The sequence below is a fragment of the Pseudomonas sp. JV414 genome (genome assembly GCF_032424305.1).
Taxonomy (GTDB): domain Bacteria; phylum Pseudomonadota; class Gammaproteobacteria; order Pseudomonadales; family Pseudomonadaceae; genus Aquipseudomonas; species Aquipseudomonas lini.
The window spans coordinates 400,120-423,231 of sequence record NZ_VYKC01000002.1; the positions used below are offsets into that span (position 1 = coordinate 400,120).

Annotated in this window: 18 protein-coding genes and 1 pseudogene; 5 read left to right on the top strand and 14 right to left on the bottom strand. The window is 58.2% G+C overall.

Annotation, left to right across the window (positions count from 1 at the left end; all coding sequences use genetic code 11):
* Window positions 1–357: 357 nt before the first annotated feature.
* From F6R97_RS02760 to F6R97_RS02770, 3 genes and pseudogenes are all read right to left on the bottom strand, one after another.
* Window positions 358–936, bottom strand: coding sequence for a cytochrome b (locus tag F6R97_RS02760; RefSeq protein ID WP_095058179.1), 579 nt, complete (start codon window positions 934–936; stop codon window positions 358–360).
* Entirely contained in the window at window positions 933–2,006 is a 1,074-nt protein-coding gene (locus tag F6R97_RS02765; RefSeq protein WP_048393018.1) for a catalase family peroxidase, read from the bottom strand. Before F6R97_RS02765 ends, F6R97_RS02760 begins: the two co-directional genes overlap by 4 nt.
* 516 nt (window positions 2,007–2,522) lie before the next feature.
* A pseudogene (locus F6R97_RS02770) lies at window positions 2,523–2,859 on the bottom strand ((2Fe-2S)-binding protein); the annotation flags it as partial.
* 969 nt (window positions 2,860–3,828) lie between these two features.
* Here F6R97_RS02770 and F6R97_RS02775 point away from each other — a divergent pair.
* From F6R97_RS02775 to F6R97_RS02790, 4 genes are all read left to right on the top strand, one after another.
* Entirely contained in the window at window positions 3,829–4,803 is a 975-nt protein-coding gene (locus tag F6R97_RS02775) for an alpha/beta hydrolase (RefSeq protein WP_095058178.1), read from the top strand.
* A 257-nt stretch (window positions 4,804–5,060) separates the two neighbouring features.
* Window positions 5,061–5,645 carry a cyclophilin-like fold protein gene (locus F6R97_RS02780; protein WP_231983783.1) on the top strand — a complete coding sequence of 195 codons (585 nt, stop codon included), beginning with the start codon at window positions 5,061–5,063 and terminating at the stop codon, window positions 5,643–5,645.
* An 84-nt stretch (window positions 5,646–5,729) separates the two neighbouring features.
* Window positions 5,730–6,473: an SDR family oxidoreductase gene (locus tag F6R97_RS02785; protein WP_304576085.1), complete on the top strand. Its 744-nt coding sequence runs from the start codon at window positions 5,730–5,732 to the stop codon at window positions 6,471–6,473.
* 59 nt (window positions 6,474–6,532) lie between these two features.
* Window positions 6,533–7,483, top strand: coding sequence for an aldo/keto reductase family oxidoreductase (locus F6R97_RS02790; protein ID WP_048393012.1), 951 nt, complete (start codon window positions 6,533–6,535; stop codon window positions 7,481–7,483).
* A gap of 76 nt (window positions 7,484–7,559) precedes the next feature.
* On the opposite strand, the gene F6R97_RS02795 is transcribed toward F6R97_RS02790, so the two are convergent.
* The 7 genes from F6R97_RS02795 to F6R97_RS02825 all read right to left on the bottom strand — a co-directional run bounded on the left by F6R97_RS02795 (window position 7,560) and on the right by F6R97_RS02825 (window position 17,073).
* Complete coding sequence (locus tag F6R97_RS02795) at window positions 7,560–8,696, bottom strand: metallophosphoesterase (RefSeq protein WP_095058176.1); 1,137 nt, start codon at window positions 8,694–8,696, stop codon at window positions 7,560–7,562.
* A 57-nt stretch (window positions 8,697–8,753) separates the two neighbouring features.
* Window positions 8,754–10,097 carry a c-type cytochrome gene (locus F6R97_RS02800; RefSeq protein WP_048393010.1) on the bottom strand — a complete coding sequence of 448 codons (1,344 nt, stop codon included), beginning with the start codon at window positions 10,095–10,097 and terminating at the stop codon, window positions 8,754–8,756.
* Between the two features lie 13 nt (window positions 10,098–10,110).
* A complete protein-coding gene (locus F6R97_RS02805) occupies window positions 10,111–12,369 on the bottom strand; it encodes a xanthine dehydrogenase family protein molybdopterin-binding subunit (RefSeq protein ID WP_095973903.1) in 2,259 nt (752 codons plus the stop codon).
* A 129-nt stretch (window positions 12,370–12,498) separates the two neighbouring features.
* Window positions 12,499–12,945: a (2Fe-2S)-binding protein gene (locus F6R97_RS02810; protein ID WP_013692840.1), complete on the bottom strand. Its 447-nt coding sequence runs from the start codon at window positions 12,943–12,945 to the stop codon at window positions 12,499–12,501.
* A gap of 272 nt (window positions 12,946–13,217) precedes the next feature.
* Window positions 13,218–14,669, bottom strand: coding sequence for an aldehyde dehydrogenase family protein (locus tag F6R97_RS02815; protein WP_095973902.1), 1,452 nt, complete (start codon window positions 14,667–14,669; stop codon window positions 13,218–13,220).
* Between the two features lie 72 nt (window positions 14,670–14,741).
* Complete coding sequence (locus F6R97_RS02820) at window positions 14,742–16,382, bottom strand: GMC family oxidoreductase (protein WP_095058174.1); 1,641 nt, start codon at window positions 16,380–16,382, stop codon at window positions 14,742–14,744.
* A 16-nt stretch (window positions 16,383–16,398) separates the two neighbouring features.
* The gene (locus F6R97_RS02825) at window positions 16,399–17,073 is read right to left on the bottom strand and encodes an NADPH-dependent F420 reductase (protein ID WP_048393001.1); all 675 of its coding nucleotides are present in this window, start codon (window positions 17,071–17,073) and stop codon (window positions 16,399–16,401) included.
* A 189-nt stretch (window positions 17,074–17,262) separates the two neighbouring features.
* Between F6R97_RS02825 and F6R97_RS02830 the strand changes: the two genes are divergently transcribed.
* Complete coding sequence (locus F6R97_RS02830; protein ID WP_048392999.1) at window positions 17,263–18,156, top strand: LysR family transcriptional regulator; 894 nt, start codon at window positions 17,263–17,265, stop codon at window positions 18,154–18,156.
* Between the two features lie 146 nt (window positions 18,157–18,302).
* Here the strand turns inward: F6R97_RS02830 and F6R97_RS02835 are convergent, their stop codons facing one another.
* The 4 genes from F6R97_RS02835 to F6R97_RS02850 all read right to left on the bottom strand — a co-directional run bounded on the left by F6R97_RS02835 (window position 18,303) and on the right by F6R97_RS02850 (window position 22,600).
* Window positions 18,303–19,280: a 2-dehydropantoate 2-reductase gene (locus F6R97_RS02835; protein WP_315865997.1), complete on the bottom strand. Its 978-nt coding sequence runs from the start codon at window positions 19,278–19,280 to the stop codon at window positions 18,303–18,305.
* 121 nt (window positions 19,281–19,401) lie between these two features.
* A complete protein-coding gene (locus F6R97_RS02840; RefSeq protein ID WP_048392996.1) occupies window positions 19,402–20,190 on the bottom strand; it encodes an HpcH/HpaI aldolase family protein in 789 nt (262 codons plus the stop codon).
* Between the two features lie 92 nt (window positions 20,191–20,282).
* Window positions 20,283–21,734 carry an aldehyde dehydrogenase family protein gene (locus tag F6R97_RS02845; RefSeq protein WP_304575838.1) on the bottom strand — a complete coding sequence of 484 codons (1,452 nt, stop codon included), beginning with the start codon at window positions 21,732–21,734 and terminating at the stop codon, window positions 20,283–20,285.
* Window positions 21,735–21,775: 41 nt separating this feature from the next.
* Window positions 21,776–22,600: an SDR family NAD(P)-dependent oxidoreductase gene (locus F6R97_RS02850; protein ID WP_048392992.1), complete on the bottom strand. Its 825-nt coding sequence runs from the start codon at window positions 22,598–22,600 to the stop codon at window positions 21,776–21,778.
* Between the last annotated feature and the right edge of the window lie 512 nt (window positions 22,601–23,112).

The window sequence follows — 23,112 nt, forward strand, 5'->3', positions numbered from 1 at the left end:
ATTAGTAAATCTTTGCGCTACGCATGTGCATCCAGATATTTCTCTGCTTTTGCGATCCCGTTCATGCGCCGAAGTTTCTGTATCGTGAAGGCGCCCCCCTGCGTCCGAACGCCAATGGCGGGAGGCTTCGACGCCAGGTGTTTAGGCACGGCACCTTAAGTCGGCGGCTCGCTGAACTTGGCGACGAACATCTCTATGAAGCTCGGTGATCCGGCGAGGGTCAGCGTCACTTCGTGCCAGCCTCCCAGCCCGACGGTCACTGCAGGTCGTGGTCCCACAGTACATGCCCACTGAGGTATTTCATCTCGCCCCACCGAGAACGCGCGCGCCACGGCGCCCGTGGTAACGGAGCCTGCGTCAGTCAGCGCACTTGGTCACGACCCTGCCGTCGACCGACGGATGTACCGGAAATGGCGCCATGGTCTCGAACACGCCGTCGCGTCGCACCAGCGCGTGGAACAGAGCGGCCCCGAGGTGCAGCAGGATCAGCGCGAAGAAGCAGAACGAGAGGAACTTGTGAGCGTTCCACAGCCAGCTGTGCAGGCCGGCGTCGGGCGACACGATGGCGGGCAGACGCAGCCCGGCGACGAGCACCGGGTAGTCCGCCGCCGACAACATGGCCCAGCCAAGCAAGGGCATCGCGAGCATCAGCACATAGAACGCGACATGCGAGAGTTTGGCGGCGAGCTTCATCGGCTCGGGCATGTCACGCGGCAGCGGCGGCGCACCAAGGCGCCAGCGGACGATCAGGCGCAGCACCGCGAGCACGAGGATCGCAATGCCCAACGGCTTGTGGATCGAGACCAGCATCAGGTACGCGGGCGTGATCGTCGAGACCATGCCGACGCCGATGAACAGCATCACGAGGATGCAGATCGCCATGCCCCAATGAAGCGCCCGCTGTAACGGCGCGAATTGCTGGTTGACTTGGCTCATGGCTTGGCTCCGGCGGTGGTGGTGGACGGGGTGCGCGGATAGTCTTTTTCTTCGGCGGTCCGGCGGTTGTACGAGACCGAATAAGCGGCCGAACGTGCGGCGGGGAAAGGGTCGTCGGATGTGCGCATGCCGGCCGGCAGCACGGTGGGATCGAAGTTGATGTCGCGGCATGAGCCATCGGCCTCGGGCTCAATTTTCGTCACCGACAGGGTGCCGACGCCGACGCTGCGGCGATCTTCCGGCCAAACCTTGCTCGGGTCGGCGGTCGGGTCGCCCGGGTCGGCGACCATGACCGTCATAGCCCAGCGCTGCGTCGCCTTCGCGACGCGCTCGGTGATGTCTGCCAGCAGGAAATCGGGCTCGCGCTTCTTGAGTTCGTCGCCCGAGACCAACACAGGTTTGGCGGCCGGCTTAAAGGACCAGCGCACGGCCTGGTCTTGGCCCTGCGCGTTGGTGAAGACGAAGCTGTTGATGCCGTTGTAGCGGTCTTCCGCGTACGAGCTGGTGAACGGCGCGCTGCCGGCCCACTGGCTAAACGCGCCGATCTCGGGGTGCACAGCGGCGAAGCTCTTCAACGCATCCGGATGGCTCTTGTCGGCGGAAGCCACCTGCAAGTCGTAGAAGGCCTGCGGCGTCGCGACTGGGAAGAACGGCGCATTGATCATTGCGGAACGCCACTCCTGGCCGTCGGGCGTTCGGATGCGCAGGCTCAGGGAGCGCACGCGCGCGCTGCCATCGGGCGCCTTGAGGTCGGGCGAGGCGAGGTTGAAGCGGCCGGTCACAGGATAGGTGCCGGCGGCGAACATCTGTGCCTTGGACAAATCGCTGCCAGTGCCGTTGGCCTCGAAGGTACCAGTGAAGCAGATACCCTTGGCATGGGCGCGGCGGAAGCCGAGCGCCGGTCCGGCGGGCGGCGCCAGCACCTCGACGATCTTGGTCGGCGTGAGGCGTGCGGGTGTCAACCAACCGGCTGTGTATGCGAACGCGGCGCCGACGGCGACAACCACCGCCGCGATCAGTACGAGCGGCCCGAGAAAAGACTTATTGGAGTGAGGATGTCGCTCGTTCATCGAAATTTCTTCCGGAGTGCGGGGTGGAGAGTTCTGTAACGAATTTAACGCTTTACTCTAAACCTTGTGCGAAGTCGCTACGGCGCTGAAGACTTCTATACGCACCGACCAGCAACATTACGTTGCCGCCGGCCGCGCGGCTCGGCGAAGAAGCAGTACAGGTGGCGACGATCCTATTCCCCCAGGCAAAACTGCACAGCGAGGTGATGGTGAATCTGCATCCGGGCTCCAGAGTGATGCTCTGCGACGCGTTTTGTCTGCACCCCCTCAACGGGGTGCCGGCTTCTTTGATTTCTACCGTGCCGACCTGAAAGTACGCTGGCCGGAGATAGCTTGGCGCTTAATGGGCAAGACATACTGCGGCAAATGCCGAGTGTCAGTCATGCCTTCCAAACGCTGGCGACGTTTATGCTCGTAGATCAGGGCTTGCCTGTCGAAGCGCCGAAAAGTACCTGCGTATGCCCTTCCCGCTCATCCCGATCTGGGGATCAGCGCATTGCCCAACGATTGCGGGGTTGCAATCACTTTGCCAGACTGGCAATAACCGCACTGTGCCACTTGGTGTTTGCCCCAAGAGGCGACGACGCGTTGGCCAACATCATCCTGCTCTATCGCCTCAATCGTGGTGATCTTGCGGCCGTATATACCTGCAATGAGGATGACACAGGAACGCGCCACAACGCCGTCGATCAAGACGGAACAAGCGACGCACTGAGCGAGACCACACCCGTAATCCCCATTGCAGGTATAGTTTGTTCCCGTCATACCGATTTCGTCACGAATCACCCACAGCAGCGGCTGTGTCGCCCTCAGCTTCGACCTGATAGGTCTTATCGTTAATCTGAAGCTCCATAACTCTCCAGCCATCTTGGCTCTAAAAAGCGCTATTAGCGAGGCGTCGCGTAATCGCTATCTATACATGGTTTGAAAGTATCACGAGCTTAGTGGGCTCAATCATGCAGCCACGTGCTAGGCCTTATGAATAAAAGTACGCAATACAAGAAATCACCGCGCATCGATGGCACATCAACACAGTGATTTAGTGCCCGCTCAACTACGAGCGAGCACGACTCACAACTAAGCAACATGCTTGAGACGAATACCGTTACCGATTCAGGGCTTTGCATTTTTTCTTTTGGAAAAACCTACCAGCCCACAACCTGGATGAAGTATTACTTTTCGGTCAGCGGCTAATTTTTCAAATGGTCTCTTGCCCCTACAGACCTGAAGAACGGGTTTAGAAGCAGCTTCAGCAGGAAGCTGCCGGAACGGAAACAGAGGTTGTGATCTCTCTTTCGACGCAGCCCAACAAGCCTTGACCAAACAAGCTTTCACGTCCGTTAAGCACTTGGCCGATTTCCTCTACAAGGTCTCGTCCATCGCCTGTCCCAGACCGAGTCACTCGAATCGGCTACCAACGCAGCCTGCGGCGGGTTTTCCGCCGGTCATATAGCGAGGCTGAGCTGATGCAGGCGGACCGAATACTTCCATGTACGGGACTCGATGATCAATGGTCATCGCAGCGTGGTGATATGTCATTCGAACAAGCATGAACTCATCGGGGTAGTTTTCCATTTCGAACCGCCTGGGACTTGGGGGCGCGATTATCCAATAGCGTGCATAGATGCTTGCAATTTCATGGGATGTTTTGGGGCAGTGACAGGCATACATTAGCTGGCAAAGCCGATCCCGACGGGCGACGTCATTCACGAAACATGTTCCCCATGGTTCTAAAAGCCTATGACGCTGACGACAAGCCCCCCGCTGCTCGACGGGTATTCAGGCTGGCAGGAACAATCTCAACTACATGTAAGGCACGCACATGCAACTGACACAGGAATGGGACAAGACTTTCGCCAAGAGCGACAAGGTGGACCATAAGAAGATCACCTTCACGAACCGCTATGGCATCACCCTGGCGGGCGACCTGTACCAACCGAAGAACGCCAGCGCAAAGCTGGCAGCTATTGTCGTCTGTGGCCCGTTTGGCGCGGTGAAGGAGCAGGCCTCCGGGCTTTATGCGCAAACCATGGCCGAGCGCGGTTTTGTCACGCTGGCCTTCGATGCATCCTACACCGGGGAAAGCAGCGGTGAGCCGCGCAACGTCGCCTCGCCAGACATCAACACCGAGGATGTGAGCGCGGCAGTTGATGCTCTTGGCCTGCAACCCTCCGTTGATCGCGAGCGGATTGGCGTCATCGGCATCTGCGGTTGGGGTGGCATGGTGCTGAATGCCGTGGCCTTGGATAAGCGCGTCAAGGCGGTTGTCGCCAGCACCATGTACGACATGACCCGCGTCATGTCCAAGGGCTACAACGATAGCGTAACCCTCGAACAGCGCACGCAAGGGCTCGAACAACTGAGCGCACAACGTTGGGTCGACGCGGAAAATGGTGCCCCTGCTTACCAGCCCCCCTACAACGAACTGAGGGGTGGGGAAGCGCAGTTCATGGTCGATTATCACGATTACTACAGCACGACCCGCGGACACCATCCGCGCGCGGTCAACTCGGGCAACTCGTGGACGATCACTACACCCCTGTCGTTCATGAACATGCCGATCCTGACCTACATCGCGGAAATTTCTCCACGCCCGGTCCTGTTCATCCACGGTGAAAACGCCCACTCGCGCTACTTCAGCGAAACCGCTTACGCGGCCGCGGCGCAGCCGAAGGAGCTGATGATCATTCCAGAGGCCAGCCACACCGATCTGTATGACCGTGTGGACGTGATTCCTTTCGACAAGCTGACGACCTTCTTCACGCAGCACCTGGCCACGGCGGCACGCGCCGCTTGACGTCTTGAGGCAGTCGCATCCAGGCGGACAATGCATCTGGATGCGACTGAGCGGGATGACGCGCCCTACGGTATGGATTCATGCCACTCAGCACTTCTGACTTTCCAGTGAGGATCGCAACCAGAACTGGCAATAGGCCACTCGCTGAGGAGCATCTGCGCCATATTGCTGCGCTAATTCGCGCTCGAAACCTACGAATTCAAGTGCAGGCGCGGCAACGCGTCTGGCCCATTTTTCGCATTGCAAAGGAGAACAACATGCAGGGCAAAACCGTTGACGTCGGTACAGGCGGCGCTCTCTCCTCTCTTGGCGCTGCAAGCCGTAGGCATTCCTGGCACCGGCGGGCCATGCAACAGCTTGGAATGCCGTTGCTTCTCCTTGCACTGTGCAGCGGCCATCCTGCCCACGCCGCCAGCACTGCGCTGCCCGTGGCCGCTGAGCAGGATGTCACTCAAGCACCCAAGAAATCGGATGAATCACGCCTGTGGATGACCGTCGGGGAACGTCGCTTCGCCATCACACTGGCCGACAACGAGGCCACTCGCGCATTCGCCGCCACGCTGCCGCTGACACTGGACATGGAGGACCTCCACGGAAACGAGAAGAAAAAAGAGCTGCCTGACGCGCTGCCCACCAGTGAGAGCCGGCCCGGCACGATCCGCAACGGAGACCTTATGCTTTGGGGATCGCGCACCGTGGTCATCTTTTACAAGACCTTCGACTCAGCTTACTCATACACCCGTCTAGGCCGCGTGGACGATCCGACTGGCCTGGCCCAGGCGCTCGGCCGTGGCGATGTTCGGGTGGTGTTCTCCCAAGAGCAGCGTGCGCTGACAAAGTAGTCGCCCCACGCTCAACACCGACCTGAGATACCGCCTCATCATCTGCTGCGTCTCCTTCGCAGCCAGAATCCAGAGAGAGAAATCATGATCAAAGGCAAAGTAGTCATCATCACCGGCGCATCGTCCGGAATCGGCGAGGCAACCGCCAAGCTGCTCGCGAGCAAAGGCGCCAAAATCGTGCTCGGTGCGCGACGCGAAGACAAGCTCAAGCAGATCGCGGACGAGATTCTCCTGAGCGGTGGACAGGTGGTTTATCAGATGCTGGACGTGACAAAGCAAGAGGAAAACGACCGCATCGTTCAACTGGCCAAAGAAACATTCGGCCGTGTGGACGTCATTTTCCTGAACGCAGGGCTGATGCCGAACTCGCCGCTGTCCGCCCTGAAGACCGAAGACTGGCACCAGATGATCGATGTCAACGTGAAAGGTGTTCTGAATGGCGTAGCGGCCGTGCTGCCCGTGTTCCTGGCACAGAAGTCCGGGCACGTGATCACCACCTCGTCGGTGGCGGGGCTCAAGGCCTATCCGGGCGGCGCCGTCTATGGCGGTACGAAGTGGTTCGTGCGCGACTTCATGGAAGTCTTGCGCATGGAGTCCGCCATGGAGGGCAATAACATTCGCACCGCGACGATCTACCCGGCCGCAGTCAACACTGAACTGCTGGCGACAATCAGCGATAAGCAGGCGCTAGACCAGATGCAGGGCATCTATGACAAGTACGGCATTTCTCCAGACCGGATCGCCAACGTTGTCGCCTTCGCAATCGACCAGCCCGATGACACGACAATCAACGAGTTCACAGTTGGCCCCGCGAACCAGCCTTGGTGAATGCATTGCAGTCACGCAAGGCGTCCGACAGCCCACCACTGCCCTGATAAGGAGCTCTCATGAAGACCGTAGCACTAGGATCAACCGACACTCGGGTTCCCAACGTCGTCGCGGGCATGATGCGCATCGCCGGCAGCACCGATGACCAGATCCGCGCGCTCTACACCACGGCGCGCGAATCGGGCATCAATTTTTTCGATCACGCGGACCTCTACGGATTCAACCATCCCGGCGGTGGCCCGCATTTGTGCGAGCGCCGGTTCGGCGAGGCGCTGCGACTAAGCAGCGCTGAGCGCGAGCAGATCTTCCTCCAGTCCAAGACCAGTATCGTTGACGACCCGTGGCACTATGATCAGTCGTACGAGCACATCGTGGAATCGGCCGTGAGGTCGCTGAAAGCGTTAGGTACCGACTACCTGGATGTGCTGCTGCTGCACCGTCCCGACGCACTCGTAGAGCCGGAAGAAGTCGCCCGCGCGTTCGACCATCTGGAGTCCACCGGCAAGGTTCGCGCGTTCGGCGTTTCCAACCATACTCCCCGTCAGATCGATTTGCTCAAGACGGCCGTGACTCAGCCGATCCTGGCGAACCAGGTCCAGCTTTCGGTGACGCATTCGACGATCGTCGCTCAGGGCCTGTCGTCGAACATGACCGGCTTCGACGACTCAATCACTCGTGACGGCGGCGGCATCGTCGACTATGCGAGGATCAACAAGATCACACTGCAGGCGTGGTCTCCATTCCAGAAAGCTTTTCAGGATGGGGTGTTCTTCGACTCTCCCGACTACCCGCAGCTGAATGCCGAACTCAAACGATTGGCTGAGAAGTACGACGTCACTCCGACCGCAATCGCAACAGCCTGGATCACCCGTCACCCCGCCGGCATCCAAGTAGTGCTGGGTACCACGAGACCCGAGCGCCTCGTCGAGGCAGCCGCGGGCTCGAATATCCCGCTCACCCGCCCCGAATGGTACGGGCTTATCCGAGCGGCTGGTCACAACGTTCCCTGAACTGCCCGGCCGTCGAAAGCGGCGCCCGTCTCCTGATGCGAGCCTCTCGCCTCTCCTGACTCGAGTTCCGCTTGGATCATGCCCGACGAAGCGTAATGATCGAAATTTCCCGCGGCACACCGATACGCAAGGGTAGCCAGTGGCCGAGTCCCGAGGTCACATCAAGAGACGCTGCGCCATCACGATAGATTCCATGCATATAGTCGTAAGCGACGATTACTGGCCGCCCGAAAAGTCGTACCTGTCCGCCGTGTGTATGGCTGGACAGGGTCAATACCGCACCACGCGAGGCAGCAATGGGAAAGAACTCAGGATGGTGCGACAGCGCAATGAGCGTATCGCCAGGCGACGCCTCGGCGAACGCCAGGTCTGCGAACCTGCGCATGGCAGCATCCTGCTCGTCCCGCGGAAGCATGTGACGTCCATCCGAGGCGAGCGGGTAATCTACGCCAGCAATGCGCAACGGCACGCCGCGCGGGTGCACTACGACACTGTTGTTGATGAGTACCTGGATACGAGGGTCGCGCGCACGCAAAGCGGCGACTACGGCGGCTTCGTTAGGGTACTTGTCATGATTTCCCAGGATGGAGAGCACAGGCAGCGCGTCACTTCTCTCCAAAGCGTCCAGCGTCGGCTCCAGCTGGCTGAGATCGTCGATGAGATCACCCGTAATCGCCAGCAAGTCCACCTTACGCGAATTGACGATGTCGATGGCCTGGGCAAAGTCCTCGGGCACGATGAAAGGCCCGATGTGGACATCACCTATGTTAGCGACCCGCAGTCCGTCCAAACCTTCGGGCAGACCGTTCACATGGACCACTTCTTCGCGAACCACTGGGCCTCCGACGGTGCCGAAGCTCACACCAATCCCAACGATCAGTGAAACTGCGACGAAAGTCAGAGGAACGCGCATGCCGACGGTCGAGCGCCGTCCAAGAAGGCCACGCGCAACAAGAAACAGCCCGACGGGCAGAGTCAGGAACAAGGCCGTCAGCACCGCACCGACCCACGCACTGACCAGCCAGCGACCGGCTTCGCTCCATCCACCTTTGAGTTCGGGTAGACACCACCAAATAAGGTGTACCGCGGCAGCCAATACGCAGAACGCCACGATGCAACCCCGCTTGCGGGCGGCGCGACCAGTCACCAGGAGAAACAAGCCTATGATGATCGTCAACACAATCGAACGAACGAACACAAACTCGTAACTCATAGCCGACTCACTCCGTTTCTATAGCGAGGGTCTTGGCGGGACCCTCGCCCTACTCTCTCAACGCATCTGCAGGATGATCGGGTTGCTGCTGGCCGGATTGGTTCGCTCACGCAGTTCCTTCACCTCGTCAGCCTTCACTGCGCCTCCCTGATTACCCCATGACGTGCGAACGAAAGTCAGTACATCGGCGACTTCCTGATCAGAGAGTTGGTTGCGGTACGGGGGCATGCGATACGAATCCGGAATGCCATTGGCAACGACACGTTCGGAACCGTTCAAGGTGGCATTGATGCTCGTAGCGCTTTCCTTCACCATCGACGAAGATGCGCCTGCCAAAGGAGGTATCCATGGCGCCTGCCCGCTGCCGTCACTGCCGTGGCAACTGCTGCACTTGGCCATATAGTTGGCTGCCCCAGGTGTCGACAAGGGTGGTGATTGTTCAGCCGCCAGTGTGGCCGATGGCTTCCATGGCGGCCCGTCACGCTTTGGGTCGCCCGGCAACGACACCAGGTAATGCGCAATGGCTTTCAGGTCCGGGTCGGACATGTATTGCGTCGAGTTGTTGAAGACTTCCGCCATAGTGCCCACGACCACGCTGTGAGCGTTACGTCCGGTCTTCAGGTAGTCGACGATTTGCTGCTCACTCCAGCGACCCAATCCAGTGTTCGGATCCTGGCGCAGGCTCGGCGCGTACCACCCATCGAGCAGCGAACCGCTGAGGAAAGTAGCGCTGCTTTCATCCAGCGACTTCTCGTTCATCGTCAAGCTTCGTGGGGTATGGCAACTACCGCAATGCCCCGCGCCCTGGACGATGTAGGCGCCGCGGTTCCACAGCGCATCCTCTGACGGCTTGGCCTGATAGGCATCGTCATCGACAAACGCGGTATTCCACAAAGCCAGCGGCCAGCGCATGTTGAGCGGCCAGGGGATGTGGCTTTGCTGATTCTGCTGCTGCGCCGGCTTAACGCCGGCCATGAAGAACGCATAAAGCGCCCGCACATCATCATCGCTGAGCTTGGCATAGGATGGATACGGCATAGCCGGATACAGCCTGTGTCCGTCAGCCGCGACTCCGCTGCGTACTGCGCGATCGAAGTCGGCCAGGCTGTAGTTGCCGATGCCCGTTTGTTTGTCCGGGGTAATGTTGGTGGCATAGATCGACCCCATCGGGGTCGCCATCTCTAACCCACCGGCAAACGGCGCACTTTTTGGCGTGCTATGGCAGGCCACACAGTCGCTCAGCCTGGCAACATATTCACCGCGTTGGACAAGTTGTGCATCTGTCGACGGGGGAGCTGTCTCATCAGCAAAAGGCGAAGATGGCGTGCGATTGACAAACCAGCCCAAGCCAGCTGCCACGACGATGCCTGCTGGCAGCAGATACTTTATAGTTTTATTCACGAGCCATTCCTCATCAGGTGTCGAAGCGGTACTGCGATAGAGGCATGCTGCGAATTCGTTGACCGGTCAGTCGCGAGACGGCGTTAGCAACCGCCGGTGCCACCGCAGGCAGAGGCGGTTCGCCGATTCCGCCCATTGGCGCGCCACTTTCAACCACGCGGACATGGACCCTGGCCATCATCTCCGGTGTGAGAATGCGGTAGAGGTCGTAATTGCGCGCTACCGGCGTGCCACCTTTGTAGATGGCTTGTTCGATCAGGGTTTGAGACAAACCGAGGGCCACGGCTGAGTTGACCTGAGCCTCGATGATGGCGGGATTGACGATGCTACCCGGATCGATTGCCTGCCAGATATCGTGAACCTTCACGGCTCCGTTGCTGATGGAAACCTCTGCGATCACCGCCGTTTCGGTACCAAATGGCGATGCCATTGCAACGCCTCTCGCTCGCTTGGTGCCGTCTTGCGCCGTGAACGGCCCTCGTTTCCACCCCCCGGACAGGTCGGCCACTGTCTTGAGCAGGTGGCTTAACCGATCGTTGCCCTGCAGCAGCTTGGCCCGCAGCTCATAGGGGTCTTGACCGCCGGCATCCGCCACTTCATCCAGAAAAGCTTCATACATAAAGTCATTGATGGAGTTCCCGACTGAACGCCAGTAGCCCAGCATCACGGGGGTCTGCGAGTACAGTTGAGCGATCCGACGATGCGCAATGGCGTATTTTTTACCGGCCAGGCCCTCGACGGCGGTCGGGTCGATTTTGTCTCCTTGTTTGTTAGCGATACCCTCGGTTGGCCCTTCCGTGGCACTAATTGCTTCAAAGGCCACCGGTATGCCCTGTTCATCCAGGCCGGCGCGAAAGCGCACTACGGCGGAAGGACGAAGCACGTCACGCAAAAATTCTTCCTCGCGACTCCAGATCACCTTGATCGGTCGACCTGTGGATTGAGCCAGCTGGATAGCCTGAGGGTAAGGTGATGCATTCGGGTATAAAAAATGCCGGCCGAAAAAGCCACCCAGCAGCGGAGAGTGGAGAGTGATTTTGGAAGGGTCCAGACCGGTGCGCTTGGCGACGTCGGCCAAAAACAAATCCGGGGCCTGGTTCGGCAGCCACAAATCGAGATTGCCTTCAGCCCCGAAGCGCGCCAGGGCCGAGGGCGGCTCCAACTGGGCGTGGTTGAGGTATTGGGTATGATAAGTCGCGCTGACGATTTTCTTGGCGCCGGCCAGCCCTTGCTGCAGGTCGCCCTCACGTTCGGCCTCATCCCCAGCGTCGGTGGTTTTACTCAGTTGCTCCGCATAGGCCTGGGTGTCGAAATTAGCCGGCATGTAGCGCACGGTTGAATCGCCACCCGGCTCCGTCCACTCCACTTGCAGAGCCTCGACGGCACGCTTGGCCACCCACCAGCGTTGCGCAACCACCGCCACTGCCCCTTCAAGACGGTGCACCGAATGCACGCCTTTGAGGTTTCTGATCTGATCCTCGTTGCGCACCAGCCCCACTTGCAGACCCAGGCGCGGCGCATGCTGTACCGCGGCGTGGAGCATGCCTTCGACACGAGTATCGATGGTGTATTGCGCCTTACCAGTGGATTTGTCGTAGACGTCTATTCGCTGGACCGGCTTACCGATCCAGCGGAATGTGGCAGGGTCGCGCAGAGTAACGGTTTGCGGATCGGGAATGGGCAAATCGAGCGTTAGCGGCGCGAGTTCACCGTAGGTGATCGATCGATTGGAAGCGGCATGAATGACCCGCCCTGGCTCGGTAGTTAGCTGCGCCAGAGGCACCTTCCAGTGGGAAGACGCGGCCTGCAATAGCATCAGGCGCGCCGATGCGCCCAGTCGGCGCATGGTCATGTAGCTCGCGCGCATCGACCGGCTACCACCCGTGAAGCGCATGCCACCTTCCATGACTTTGAAGTCACTCCCGGGCGCCGCGTTCTCCACCAGAAAGCTGGCTGGATCTATATCGAGCTCCTCACCCACGACCTGTGCCATGCCCGTGAAAATACCCTGCCCACCCTCGATAAAGGGGCTCTGCAGGCGAACGGTATTATCCGGACGAATCTCCAGGAACGCCGGTACACGGGCGCCAGGCGGCAATGCCTGGGCACGCTCGGCAGCACGCAACGGGCCAAGGGGAATTCCGAAGCTGATAACAAGCGCACCCGCCGTGACGCCAGCCGATGCCTGCAAAAAACGGCGGCGAGAGACGTTCACAGGTTGCGCGTCGGAGAGTACGCCGCGCTCGGCGATTGAATCATCCAGTTTTGACATAGTGTTCCCCTGTGTTTGCATTCAATGCTCGGCCTGGCAGCAGACCAATCCCTGCTCCATTAAAGGTGGTCAGGATTAGCCGTCGGCATTGTCACCAGGCACGTCGCAGCTCAGTCGAATTGCGCGTGCTCAAGCACCAGCAAGCTCATCGACAGCAGTCTTGATCGCGTTATAAGTGCCGCAACGGCAGAGATTCGTCATGGCGGCAGCAATATCGGCTTGGGAAGGTTTGGGAATGCGCTGCAACAGCGCAGTGGCGGCCATTACCTGGCCAGACTGGCAATAGCCACACTGGGCGACTTGATGCTTGACCCAGGCGGCCACTACGCGTTTGCCCAACTCGTCGTCTTCAATGGCTTCGATTGTGCGAATCTGTTTGCCCTTTACACCTTCAACCGGTGTAACGCATGAGCGAAGCAGCACGCCGTCCACCATGACCGAACAGGCGCCGCATTGCGCCAAACCGCACCCGTACTTGGTTCCGGTCAGGCCGATATCGTCGCGAATCACCCATAACAATGGTGTATCCGCATCCGCCTCAACCTCATACACAGTGCCATTTACGTTGAGTTCCATTGTAAGAATGCCTCGATTGAAAACAGTGTGAAAAACCTGGCCGAGCACGACCTGCGGATAATCTTTGGCAACTGACCATTCGCAATAACAACAACTGCAACGTCGTTTTTTTAGACGAGCCTTACCCTACTGGGCTCGTCCGTGGCACAGCAAGCGAACCACGTGAGCAAGCTCGCAAGGTGCTATTAATCAGATGAATAAATACTCTCTTCAAACAGCAGGCGTGCCGCGCCAATCATCGGTGCGGCAGCGTTTGGTCTTGGATAGTCGTATCAGGCCTTCAACGACGGCAGTGCTGCGGCTTCCTCGTCAAAGCCATAGACCGATTTGATTTCCAGATACTCTTGCAACCCGAAAACACCCATCGAGCGGCCAATGCCGGATTCCTTGTAACCCCCCATAGGCGTCAGCGAGTTAGTCGGCGCACCGTTAAAACAAACACGCCCGGCACGCAGGCCGCTGGCGAACTCATACGCCTTGCGCCGGTCCCCACCGAATACATAGCCACCCAACCCATAAGGCGAGTCATTGGCTATTTCCAATGCCTGCGCCTCGGTGGAATAAGGCACCACCACCAAGACCGGCCCGAAAATCTCTTCCCGGCAAATAGTCATCTCCGGCGTCACATCGACGAACACGGTCGGACGGGTGAAAAAGCCACGTTCGAAGCCGTCGGGGCGCCCCAGTCCGCCAACAATCAGCCGTGCCCCCTCATCGATGCCCGACTGTATGTGACGCTGGATGCTGTTGAATTGTGCCCGGCTGACAATCGGCCCCATGGTCGTGGCGGGATCTCGCGGGTCTCCGAGACGGAATCGGTTTGCTTCGTCGACCAGAAACGGAATGATCTGCTCCACCTGGCTTTCATGCACCAGCATGCGACTCGGCGCGTGGCAGGATTGTCCAGTATTGAAGAAGCCGCGCTGAATGTTCCAGCGCGCGGCCTTTTCCAGATCGGCGTCTCGCAGCACGATATTCGCCGACTTCCCGCCCAGCTCCAGACACACGCGCTTGATGGTGCGTGCCGCTGCCTCGCCTACCTGCGCACCGGCACCGGTCGAGCCCGTGAAGGAAACCATGTCGACATCGGGATGCCTCGACATCGCCTCGCCAATCACTCGCCCCGAGCCGTTGAGCATGTTGAAAACGCCCTTGGGTACGCCCGCGGCATCCAGCACCTCTGTCAGCAAAATAGCGCTGACCGGAGAGTTGATACTGGACTTGGATACGACTGTACAACCGGCGGCCAGCGCATAGATCAGCTTGATGACGGTTGTCTGGATCGGCCAGTTCCAAGGCGAGATCAGTGCGCAGACACCCAGGGGTTCACGGCGAACGATCGTATTGCCAATTCGCGCCTCGAACTCGTACGTCTTCAACAGGTCGCGAGCGACCTTCATATGTTCGATTGGCCCCATGACCTGAGCACGGGCGCTGCAGGGAATACCCACCTCTTGCGCAATGGCCTGTACAAAATCATCGGCGCGCAATTCGTAGGCTTCGATGATACGGTTGATCAGGTCGTAACGCTCATCGAGGGAAGACTGCGAATAGCTTTTGAATGCACGCCGAGCTGCGGCCACGGCAGTGTCCACCTCTTCAACGGTCGCCATGGCGACCGTGGCAAACGCTTCTTCGGTAGTCGGATCAATCAATTCCTGGCGCTGGGAGGTCGCGGCCTCTACCCATTCACCGTCGATATAAAACTTCGCGTAATCGTGCATCTTGCTGGTGCCTCCAGTTGTTGTTATTCGGTGAGGATTTTCGTGACAGGTGGCAACACGGTACCCGCCGATTCAACCAACAGTTTCGACCGGCGAACTGCTTGCCCGGCGAGCCATTGCATCTTCACGAATCAGGTCGGCGGCTTTCACACCAATCATGATGGACGGCGCATTGGTGTTGCCCGACGTGATGAATGGCATGATCGAGGCATCCACCACCCGCAGTCGCTCGATACCGCGGACACGCAGTCGTTCGTCCACCACCGCCATCGCGTCGTTACCCATCTTGCAGGTGCCGCCCTGGTGGTGGGCCGAATTGCCGGTTTCGACCAGATAGTTGTAGATATCTTCATCGGTACGAATGTGGGGCCCCGGCAATTCTTCCGAAACCACGCGAGACTTGATGGGCTCGCTGTTCATGATTTTGCGTATCCAGCGCACACCACTGATCACGGCATTGATGTCGTAATCGCTGCTCAGGAAATTTGGTGTGTAATCGGCCGGGTCAGACGGGTTGGTTGAGCGCAGCGTCACTGTTCCCGTGGTGCTGGGACGCAACTGATAGACCGACACCCCGAGCCCGGGATGCTTTTCAACGTCAACCGTGCCGTCAGGGAAGTATTGAAAGGTCATGGGCCGAAAGCTGATTTGGAGATCAGCGTAGTCCTCGTCCGGGCTACTTTTAACAAACGCCGCGACCTGGGAAGAGCCAAGGGCAAGATACCCTTTGCGGGTCATCAGGTAACGGAAGCCTTCCCAGTACTTTCGCAGGCCTACGAGGTTGGCGTTGTACGAACTGTCTGGGGTGCAACGGAAGGCTGTGTGAATATAAAAATGATCCTGCAGGTTTTGCCCTACTCCTGGGGAATTCAGAACTTCGGGAATTGCGTGTTTTTCCAGTTCAGCCCTTGGGCCGATGCCGGACAACATCAGCATCTGCGGTGTCTTCAGCGAGCCTGCTGACAGAATCACTTCGCGCGCCGCATAGATACGCTCCAAACGGCCACTCTTCAAAACCTCTATACCGACAGCGGTACGCCCCTCGAATAAAACGCGCTGCAGCTCGCATCCGGTTCGAACCGTCAGGTTCGGCCGTTCAATGACAGGCTCGATAAATGCCCGGTAAGTCGACATCCGTTGCCCGTCCTGGATGTTGTGCTGCATGAAACCTACGCCATCGTGCAAGGCGCCGTTCATGTCCTCGGTCACCGGGATACCGATACGGTTAGCGGCCTCTATAAAATCGTAGCTACTCTTTTCTTTGACGACCGGATCACTGATCCATAGCGGACCATTCGCTCCGCGATATTCATCGCCGCCCCGCTCAAAGTGCTCCATCTTTTTGAAATACGGCAAGACATCTTCATACCCCCAGCCTGGGTTGCCCAAGGCACGCCAGCCGTCAAAATCTTTTTGGTGACCTCGGATGAATACCATGCCGTTGATGGAGCTGGATCCACCGAGCAATTTGCCCCTAGGCCAGTACATCCGACGCCCTTGAAGCTTCTCCATTGGCGAGGTGCGGAAATTCCAGTTCAATGACTTATTGAAATAGAGCTTGCCCATTCCCGCGGGCGTATTGACCCAGAAACGATCTGAAGCAGGTCCCGCCTCAATAAGCAGGACGTTGTTCCGGGGATCGTCAGACAAACCGCGCGCAACCGGACAGCCCGAAGAACCGGCACCGACAACGATGTAATCATAAATCTGCATGTACCCGCTCCTCCCGCTATTTCCCGACGCGGGAAGTGCCTTTGAACAACCTGTCAAAACGCTCGAAGCGATAAGCCCATTCGGGCCCCTGGTCCGTTTCGTAAGCCAACACTGCGGAGAGCATCGCGAAAGGCTCTATATAACGGGCAACCTTCAGAGCCCCAGCGTCCACCGGATCAAAGCCCACCTGACTGATAAGATCCGAAACTGTGGCTTTACTGGCTTCGTCCTCGCCACAGAAGATCAAACTGGGACGTAACGCCTCGCCCCTGGCCGCGAACACATCGAACAGAACTTCACTGGGCGTCGACTGGAAGGCCGCAACGACATGGGCCCCAGGTATCATCTGTGCCAGCGTTTCCGCACCGGAAATCGTGTGGCCGATGACAAGCTCGGTGTCCTCTTCGTTTAAAGGATTGCAGCAGGTCATGACGATTTTGCCGCTCAAGTCATCCACCTGGCTGAGGACGTCAGGCACTTGAAGCCAATGCACAGCCAGGAGGACCAAGTCAGCATTTAATGCCGCGTCTGCCGGTGTGCTGGCCTGTGCATTTTTACCTGCCGACGCAGCCAGATCGGAAAGTTTCTGCTGATTACGCGAGTAACTGAAGGAGACCTCATGGCCAACCCGGGCGAACATGGTGCCCAGATGACTGCCCATTCGGCCGGAGCCCAGGATTCCGATTCTCATGAAAGGCCTCTTGCTATTTTTTCGATTAAAAACACGGATGGCGTTCGGGTGAAAGGCTCGACGGCGAATAGAGGTATGATCCAAATTGATTAATCCCCTACACGATCGGCATGGCCAGCTCATGAACATAGATCCTTGGCGCGGGCGCTTGAGCTGATACAGTATTCGCCCCCACGCAGAGAATGATGAATGGCAAAGGAACACTACAGCGACCTGCTCGCGCTCATTGCAGTTGCACGAGAGCAAAGTTTCACGCGAGCGGCCTCCCAGCTGGGAATCTCTCAATCGATGCTCAGTCATAGCATCCAGAGACTGGAAGCTCGGGTCGGGGTACGTCTGCTCACTCGAACGACCCGCAGCGTATCCGTTACCGAGGCCGGTGAACGTCTGCTCAATACCGTTGAACCGCGGTTACGGGAAATCGAAACCGAACTGATCGCCGTGGCCGAACTTGGCGACACCCCCGCCGGTAACATTCGCATCACCGCAACCGACCATGTCATCGAAACGGTTCTTTGGCCGAAATTGGCGCAAGCCCTGCCGAAATACCCACAAATAAGTGTAGAAGTCGTTATCGACTATGGCTTGACGGACATCGTGGCCGACCATTTCGACTTTGGCATCCGGCTCGGGGACGGATTGGCAAACGGGATCGAAGCCGTTCGTATCGCTCCCGACATGCGTTTTGTAATGGTGGGCGCGCCGTCCTACATGGAGTCTCGTGCCATGCCCACCAGACCTCAGGACCTCATGGAACATGAATGTATAAATATGCGCCTGCCAACACGTGGAGGCCTGTACGCGTGGGAGCTGGAAAAAGACGGCCAGGAAATCAATACGAGAGTCAAAGGCAGGCTCGTATTCAATGGCATCAATCAGATTTTGGATGCCGCTGTATCGGGTTTCGGACTGGCCTATGTTCCCGAGGACATCGCCCATCCCCATCTGGTTGATGGCACCCTGGTCCCTGTCATGGAAGCCTGGTGGAGAACATTTCCGGGACTGCACCTTTACTACTCAAGCGAGCGCGAGAAGTCTCGGGCGATGCAGGTTCTAATCGATGAGTTACGGTACCCCGGATAGTCACCGACGCTCTGAGCCTCTTCCTTCTTCGCATCTGAAAGTGCCATGCAGGGGCACTCAGGGGCAGGTCCCGATCAGTAGAGACCGACTCATACCAATCACTAATGAGGTTGCCGCGCCGGGCATCGGCGCGGGCTTTACCGAACTTAGTTGTCGTACAGACCGGCGGCTTTCGCCCGCTGCACAGCCAGGTCAACCACCAGATCAAGCGCAGGCGTCTCGACATCAGCCAGCCGTGCGAGCTCCAGCGGGGCCCTGAGTATCGTGTCGACTTCCATTGAGCGCCCCAGCTCGAGGTCTTGAAGAATGCTTTGTTTATGCATCGAAACGGCCAATCGACGAAGCCCCTCCTCGACATCTCCCGGGTCGCATCCCAGCTTCCGAGCAATCGAGGCAGCCTCGTTTGCCATAGCCTGGGCAGTTTTCGAAATTGCTGGGCTAGCCAGGGCTTGCTTCATCGTCGACGCAGTCAGAATGGCCAGCGATCCACCCGTCAGATTGATGACCAGCTTAGTCCAGATAGCGTCCCGTATCCTGTCGGTGACTTCAATTTCCAGCCCCCCTCTGATCAAACACTCGGCCAAAGCATCCAGGCGCGCATCCGATTTCCCATCCGGGCGCCCGAGAATGAGCCGGTTACGTGGATTTTCCGCCTTGATCACTCCCGGCGCGGTAACCGTGCAAGCGGTATAAGCGACCGCACCCACTACGCGCTCGGGGGCAATGGCAGCCGTCAGGAGCGATTGCGGATCGATCCGAGGAAGTGATGCCCCCTCAAGCATTCCTCCTTGGCCTTGCAGGTACCACCAGGGAATGCCATTCAAGGCGAACAACACCAACGTTTCATCGCCCAATAATGGCTTGATACCTGCCACAATCCCGGGAAGCGCTGGTGCCTTGACCGATACAACCACGACGTCCTGTCGACCCAGCGATGAGGGATCATCGGTGGCCACTGGCTGACTCACGAAAACGCCATCCTTTGTTTCCACGCGCAATCCATTTGCGCGGATAGCAGCCAAATGCTCTCCCCGAGCGACCAGAGAAACCTCGGCTCCCCCCTCAGCAAGTCTCGCTGCAATATGCCCGCCGACAGCGCCGGCTCCGTAAATGCAAACTTTCATTCTTCTGCTCCGCTGCACGCACTCCAGCGGGCGAATCAAGGCATCACGCACGGACGCCTTGAGTCACCCTACGTTCGTGCAGTACCGATAGTTGTTGAGGCTTAGCTGCAGATCAGCCGGGTTATGCAAACTGTTGGCGTTTCTGTATCGCCGCCGCGAGAAGAAATGAGATGTCGTTGCCGGTTGAAACATATCGTGCGCCCAACGCCACGAGCTCTTTGATCAAGTCGGGCCGGCTGCCCAACCCTCCTACACCGAGAACCTTATTGTTCGCCAGACAGGCATTCAACACGCGCCTGTAGGCGTTACGCACCAGTTCATGGTCCATCTCGCCAGACACACCGAGGGCGCTGCTGAGGTCGTTGGCCCCCACCAGCAGGATGTCGACGCCTTCTACTGCTGCGATTTCCTCAACCGCTTCAAGACCTTCCAACGATTCGATCATGGCAATAATCATCGTCGCGTCGTCGAGTTGCTGCGTAGCGTCTACTGCGGGCAGGGATCGATAGTGAAATTGCGGCGGCGCGCCGGCCACCGACCGTTCGCCCAGCGGGGCATGCTTGGCCGCTCGTACGATAGCCCTGGCATCTTCCGCCGACTGCACACTTGGAACAATGATGCCCAAGGCGCCGGAGTCAAGCACGCGCGCGATGAAGTGCGGGTCTGTGCTGGGCACGCGCACGAATGGAGTTACGTCCAGACCGAGACACGCCATGCATACTTGCCCAGCAGCTTCCAGGGAATAGCTGCTGTGTTCCATGTCGATGTAGATCGAATCGAAACCTGCCGTATAGGCAATGCTGGCGATGTCAAAGGTTCTGACGAGCCGAGATGTCATCGAATACACCGTCTCGCCCCTGGCGAGCTTTTCTTTGACCCCGTTTCTGAGTGACGCATTCGAAGCATTCATGTTTTTGTTCTCTGAAAAGATTCATAGGCAAGCACTGCACTATTGCCAGGGCTGTGCACAGTAGTGCCGTGGCCCTGGATGGAGCATGGGTATCAGGCCTTCAATGACGGTAGCGTCGCGGCCTCTTCTTCAAAGCCATAGACCGACTTGATTTCCAGGTACTCTTCCAACCCAAATACCCCCATCGAGCGACCGATTCCGGATTGCTTGTAACCCCCCATTGGGGTCAAAGAGTTAGTCGCCGCGCCATTGAAGCAAACACGCCCGGCCCGCAGGCCGCTGGCAAACTCATAGGCTTTGCGCCGGTCCCCGCCAAATACATAGCCACCCAATCCATAAGGCGAGTCATTGGCGATTTCCAGTGCCTGCGCCTCGGAGGAATAGGGCACCACCACCAGGACCGGTCCGAAAATCTCTTCGCGGCAAATACTCATGTCCGGCGTCACGTCGACAAACACGGTAGGGCGAGTGAAGAAGCCACGCTCAAAGCCTTCGGGGCGTCCCGGACCGCCAGCGATCAACCGTGCACCTTCATCGATTCCCGCCTGGATGTGACGCTGAATGCTATTGAATTGAGCCTGGCTGACAATCGGGCCCATCGTTGTGGAAGGATCACGCGGATCCCCTAGACGGAACTGGTTTGCTTCGTCAGCCAGGAACGGAATGATCTGCTCCACTTGGCTTTCATGCACCAGCATGCGGCTCGGTGCGTGGCACGATTGCCCCGTATTGAAGAAGCAACGCTGTACGTTCCAACGTGCGGCCTTTTCGAGATCGGCGTCTCGCAGCACGATATTCGCCGACTTCCCGCCCAGCTCCAGACACACGCGCTTGATGGTGCGTGCAGCTGCCTCGCCTACCTGCGCACCGGCACCGGTCGAGCCCGTGAAGGAAACCATGTCGACATCGGGATGCCTCGACATCGCCTCGCCAATCACTCGCCCCGAGCCGTTGAGCATGTTGAAAACGCCCTTGGGTACGCCCGCGGCATCCAGCACCTCTGTCAGCAAAATAGCGCTGACCGGAGAATTGATACTGGACTTGGACACGACCGTGCAACCAGCGGCCAACGCATAGATCAACTTGATGACGGTTGTCTGAATTGGCCAGTTCCACGGTGAGATCAGCGCACACACGCCCAGGGGTTCGCGGCGAACGATCGTGTTGCCAATCCGAGCTTCGAACTCATAGGTTTTCAGCAGGTCCCGAGCCACCTTCATGTGTTCGATTGGCCCCATGACCTGAGCCCGAGCGCTACGAGGAATACCCACCTCTTGCGCAATGGCCAGGACAAAATCATCGACGCGCAGTTCGTAGGCTTCGATGATGCGGTTGATCAGGTCGTAACGCTCATCGAGGGAAGACTGCGAGTAGCTTTTGAATGCCCGTCGAGCCGCGGCAACCGCGGTGTCCACCTCCTCAACGGTCGCCATGGCGACTGTCGCAAACACCTCTTCAGTGGTCGGGTCAATCAACTCCTGCCGATGGGGCGTTGCGGACTCTACCCATTCACCGTCGATATAGAACTTGGCGTAATCCTTCATCTTGCGGGTGCCTCCAACTGGTATGCGGCGAGCGTCTGGAATCAGCTGCTGTGGGTGTAGCCGCCATCACAGGCAATGGTCTGGCCGGTGATGAACGACGCCGCCGGGGTGGCCAGGAACAACATGATTCCGACAAGGTCGGTGGGCAGCATTCCACGGGGAATGCACTGCAAGGCTGCCGCGCGCTGACGCAGCTCAACTGTGGGATTGGCGACCCGCTCCACTTCCGTGGCAACGCTACCGGGACGAATGCAGTTCACAGTGATGCCGTGTGGTCCGAGCTCTCGAGCAAGCGAGTTGGTCATGCCGATCAGCGCCGATTTCGACGTGACGTAGTGCAGGTAATTCATCGTGCCGCGGGGCACGGCGTCTGAGGAAATATTGATGATTCGGCCGAATTTCGCGTCACGCATGGCCTGAGCAACGGCGCATACGCACAGATAGGTCCCAGTGATATTGACGTGCAGGACCTTCTGCCATTGTTGATATGGAATTTGATCGAACGCGCATTTTTCCAAGGCTGCGAAAATGGATGCATTGTTGATCAAGACGTCGATACGCCCATGAACCTTCAGGACCTGCGCGACCATGGCGTCAACCGAGGCCTTGTCACCCACGTCGACTTGCACTGCCAAGGCCTGACCACCCGCGACCTCAATTTCTTGCACGACCGAAGCCGCCTTGTCGAGATTCAGATCAGCGATAACCGGAAAGGCACCTGCCGCCGCGTACTGCCGGGCCAGTTCTCGGCCAATGCCCTGGCCCGCACCGGTGATGATCACAACCAGTTCCTTGACGCTGAAATCACGGGCCTGCAGCGGAACGCCGGAGTCGGCGGGGGCGTGGGTAATGGATGATTCGCTCATGTCTATTCCTGGATTGAATTTTTTGTGAGGCCACAGGGACCTTTTTTTAAGTTGTTGTGAGTCACGCTTGGCCCTGGCAGAACCCAAACATCCTGCTCGCCCTCAACCGCTGATCAAGGGGGCTGACCGGCAACTGCCCGCCCTCCCCCCAAAAGTCCCGGTCATCGACGATTGATGCAAAACGATGAAACCACCAACCTGCGAATAGAATTATGTCGAATTGTGGGATTTGTCAAGCCAATCGACATCCTTGGATTCCGACTAAAAAAGCTTTATTAACGCCCCTACTCCCGCTCATACCGCCTTTATAGAGCTCATCTCTACCCTGAAGCACCAATGAAAAAGCCGACAACGCCAGCTTGTCATCCCGCCCAATTCAAAATTTGACCATATCTCACAGTGCGGGATATATTTAATCCGTGATCACAAATCGATCTTGGGGTTCCCATCACTACACGGGCGCCGAAAAACATCCCGCTGACAGGATTGAATAATCCAGCCACGACCAACAT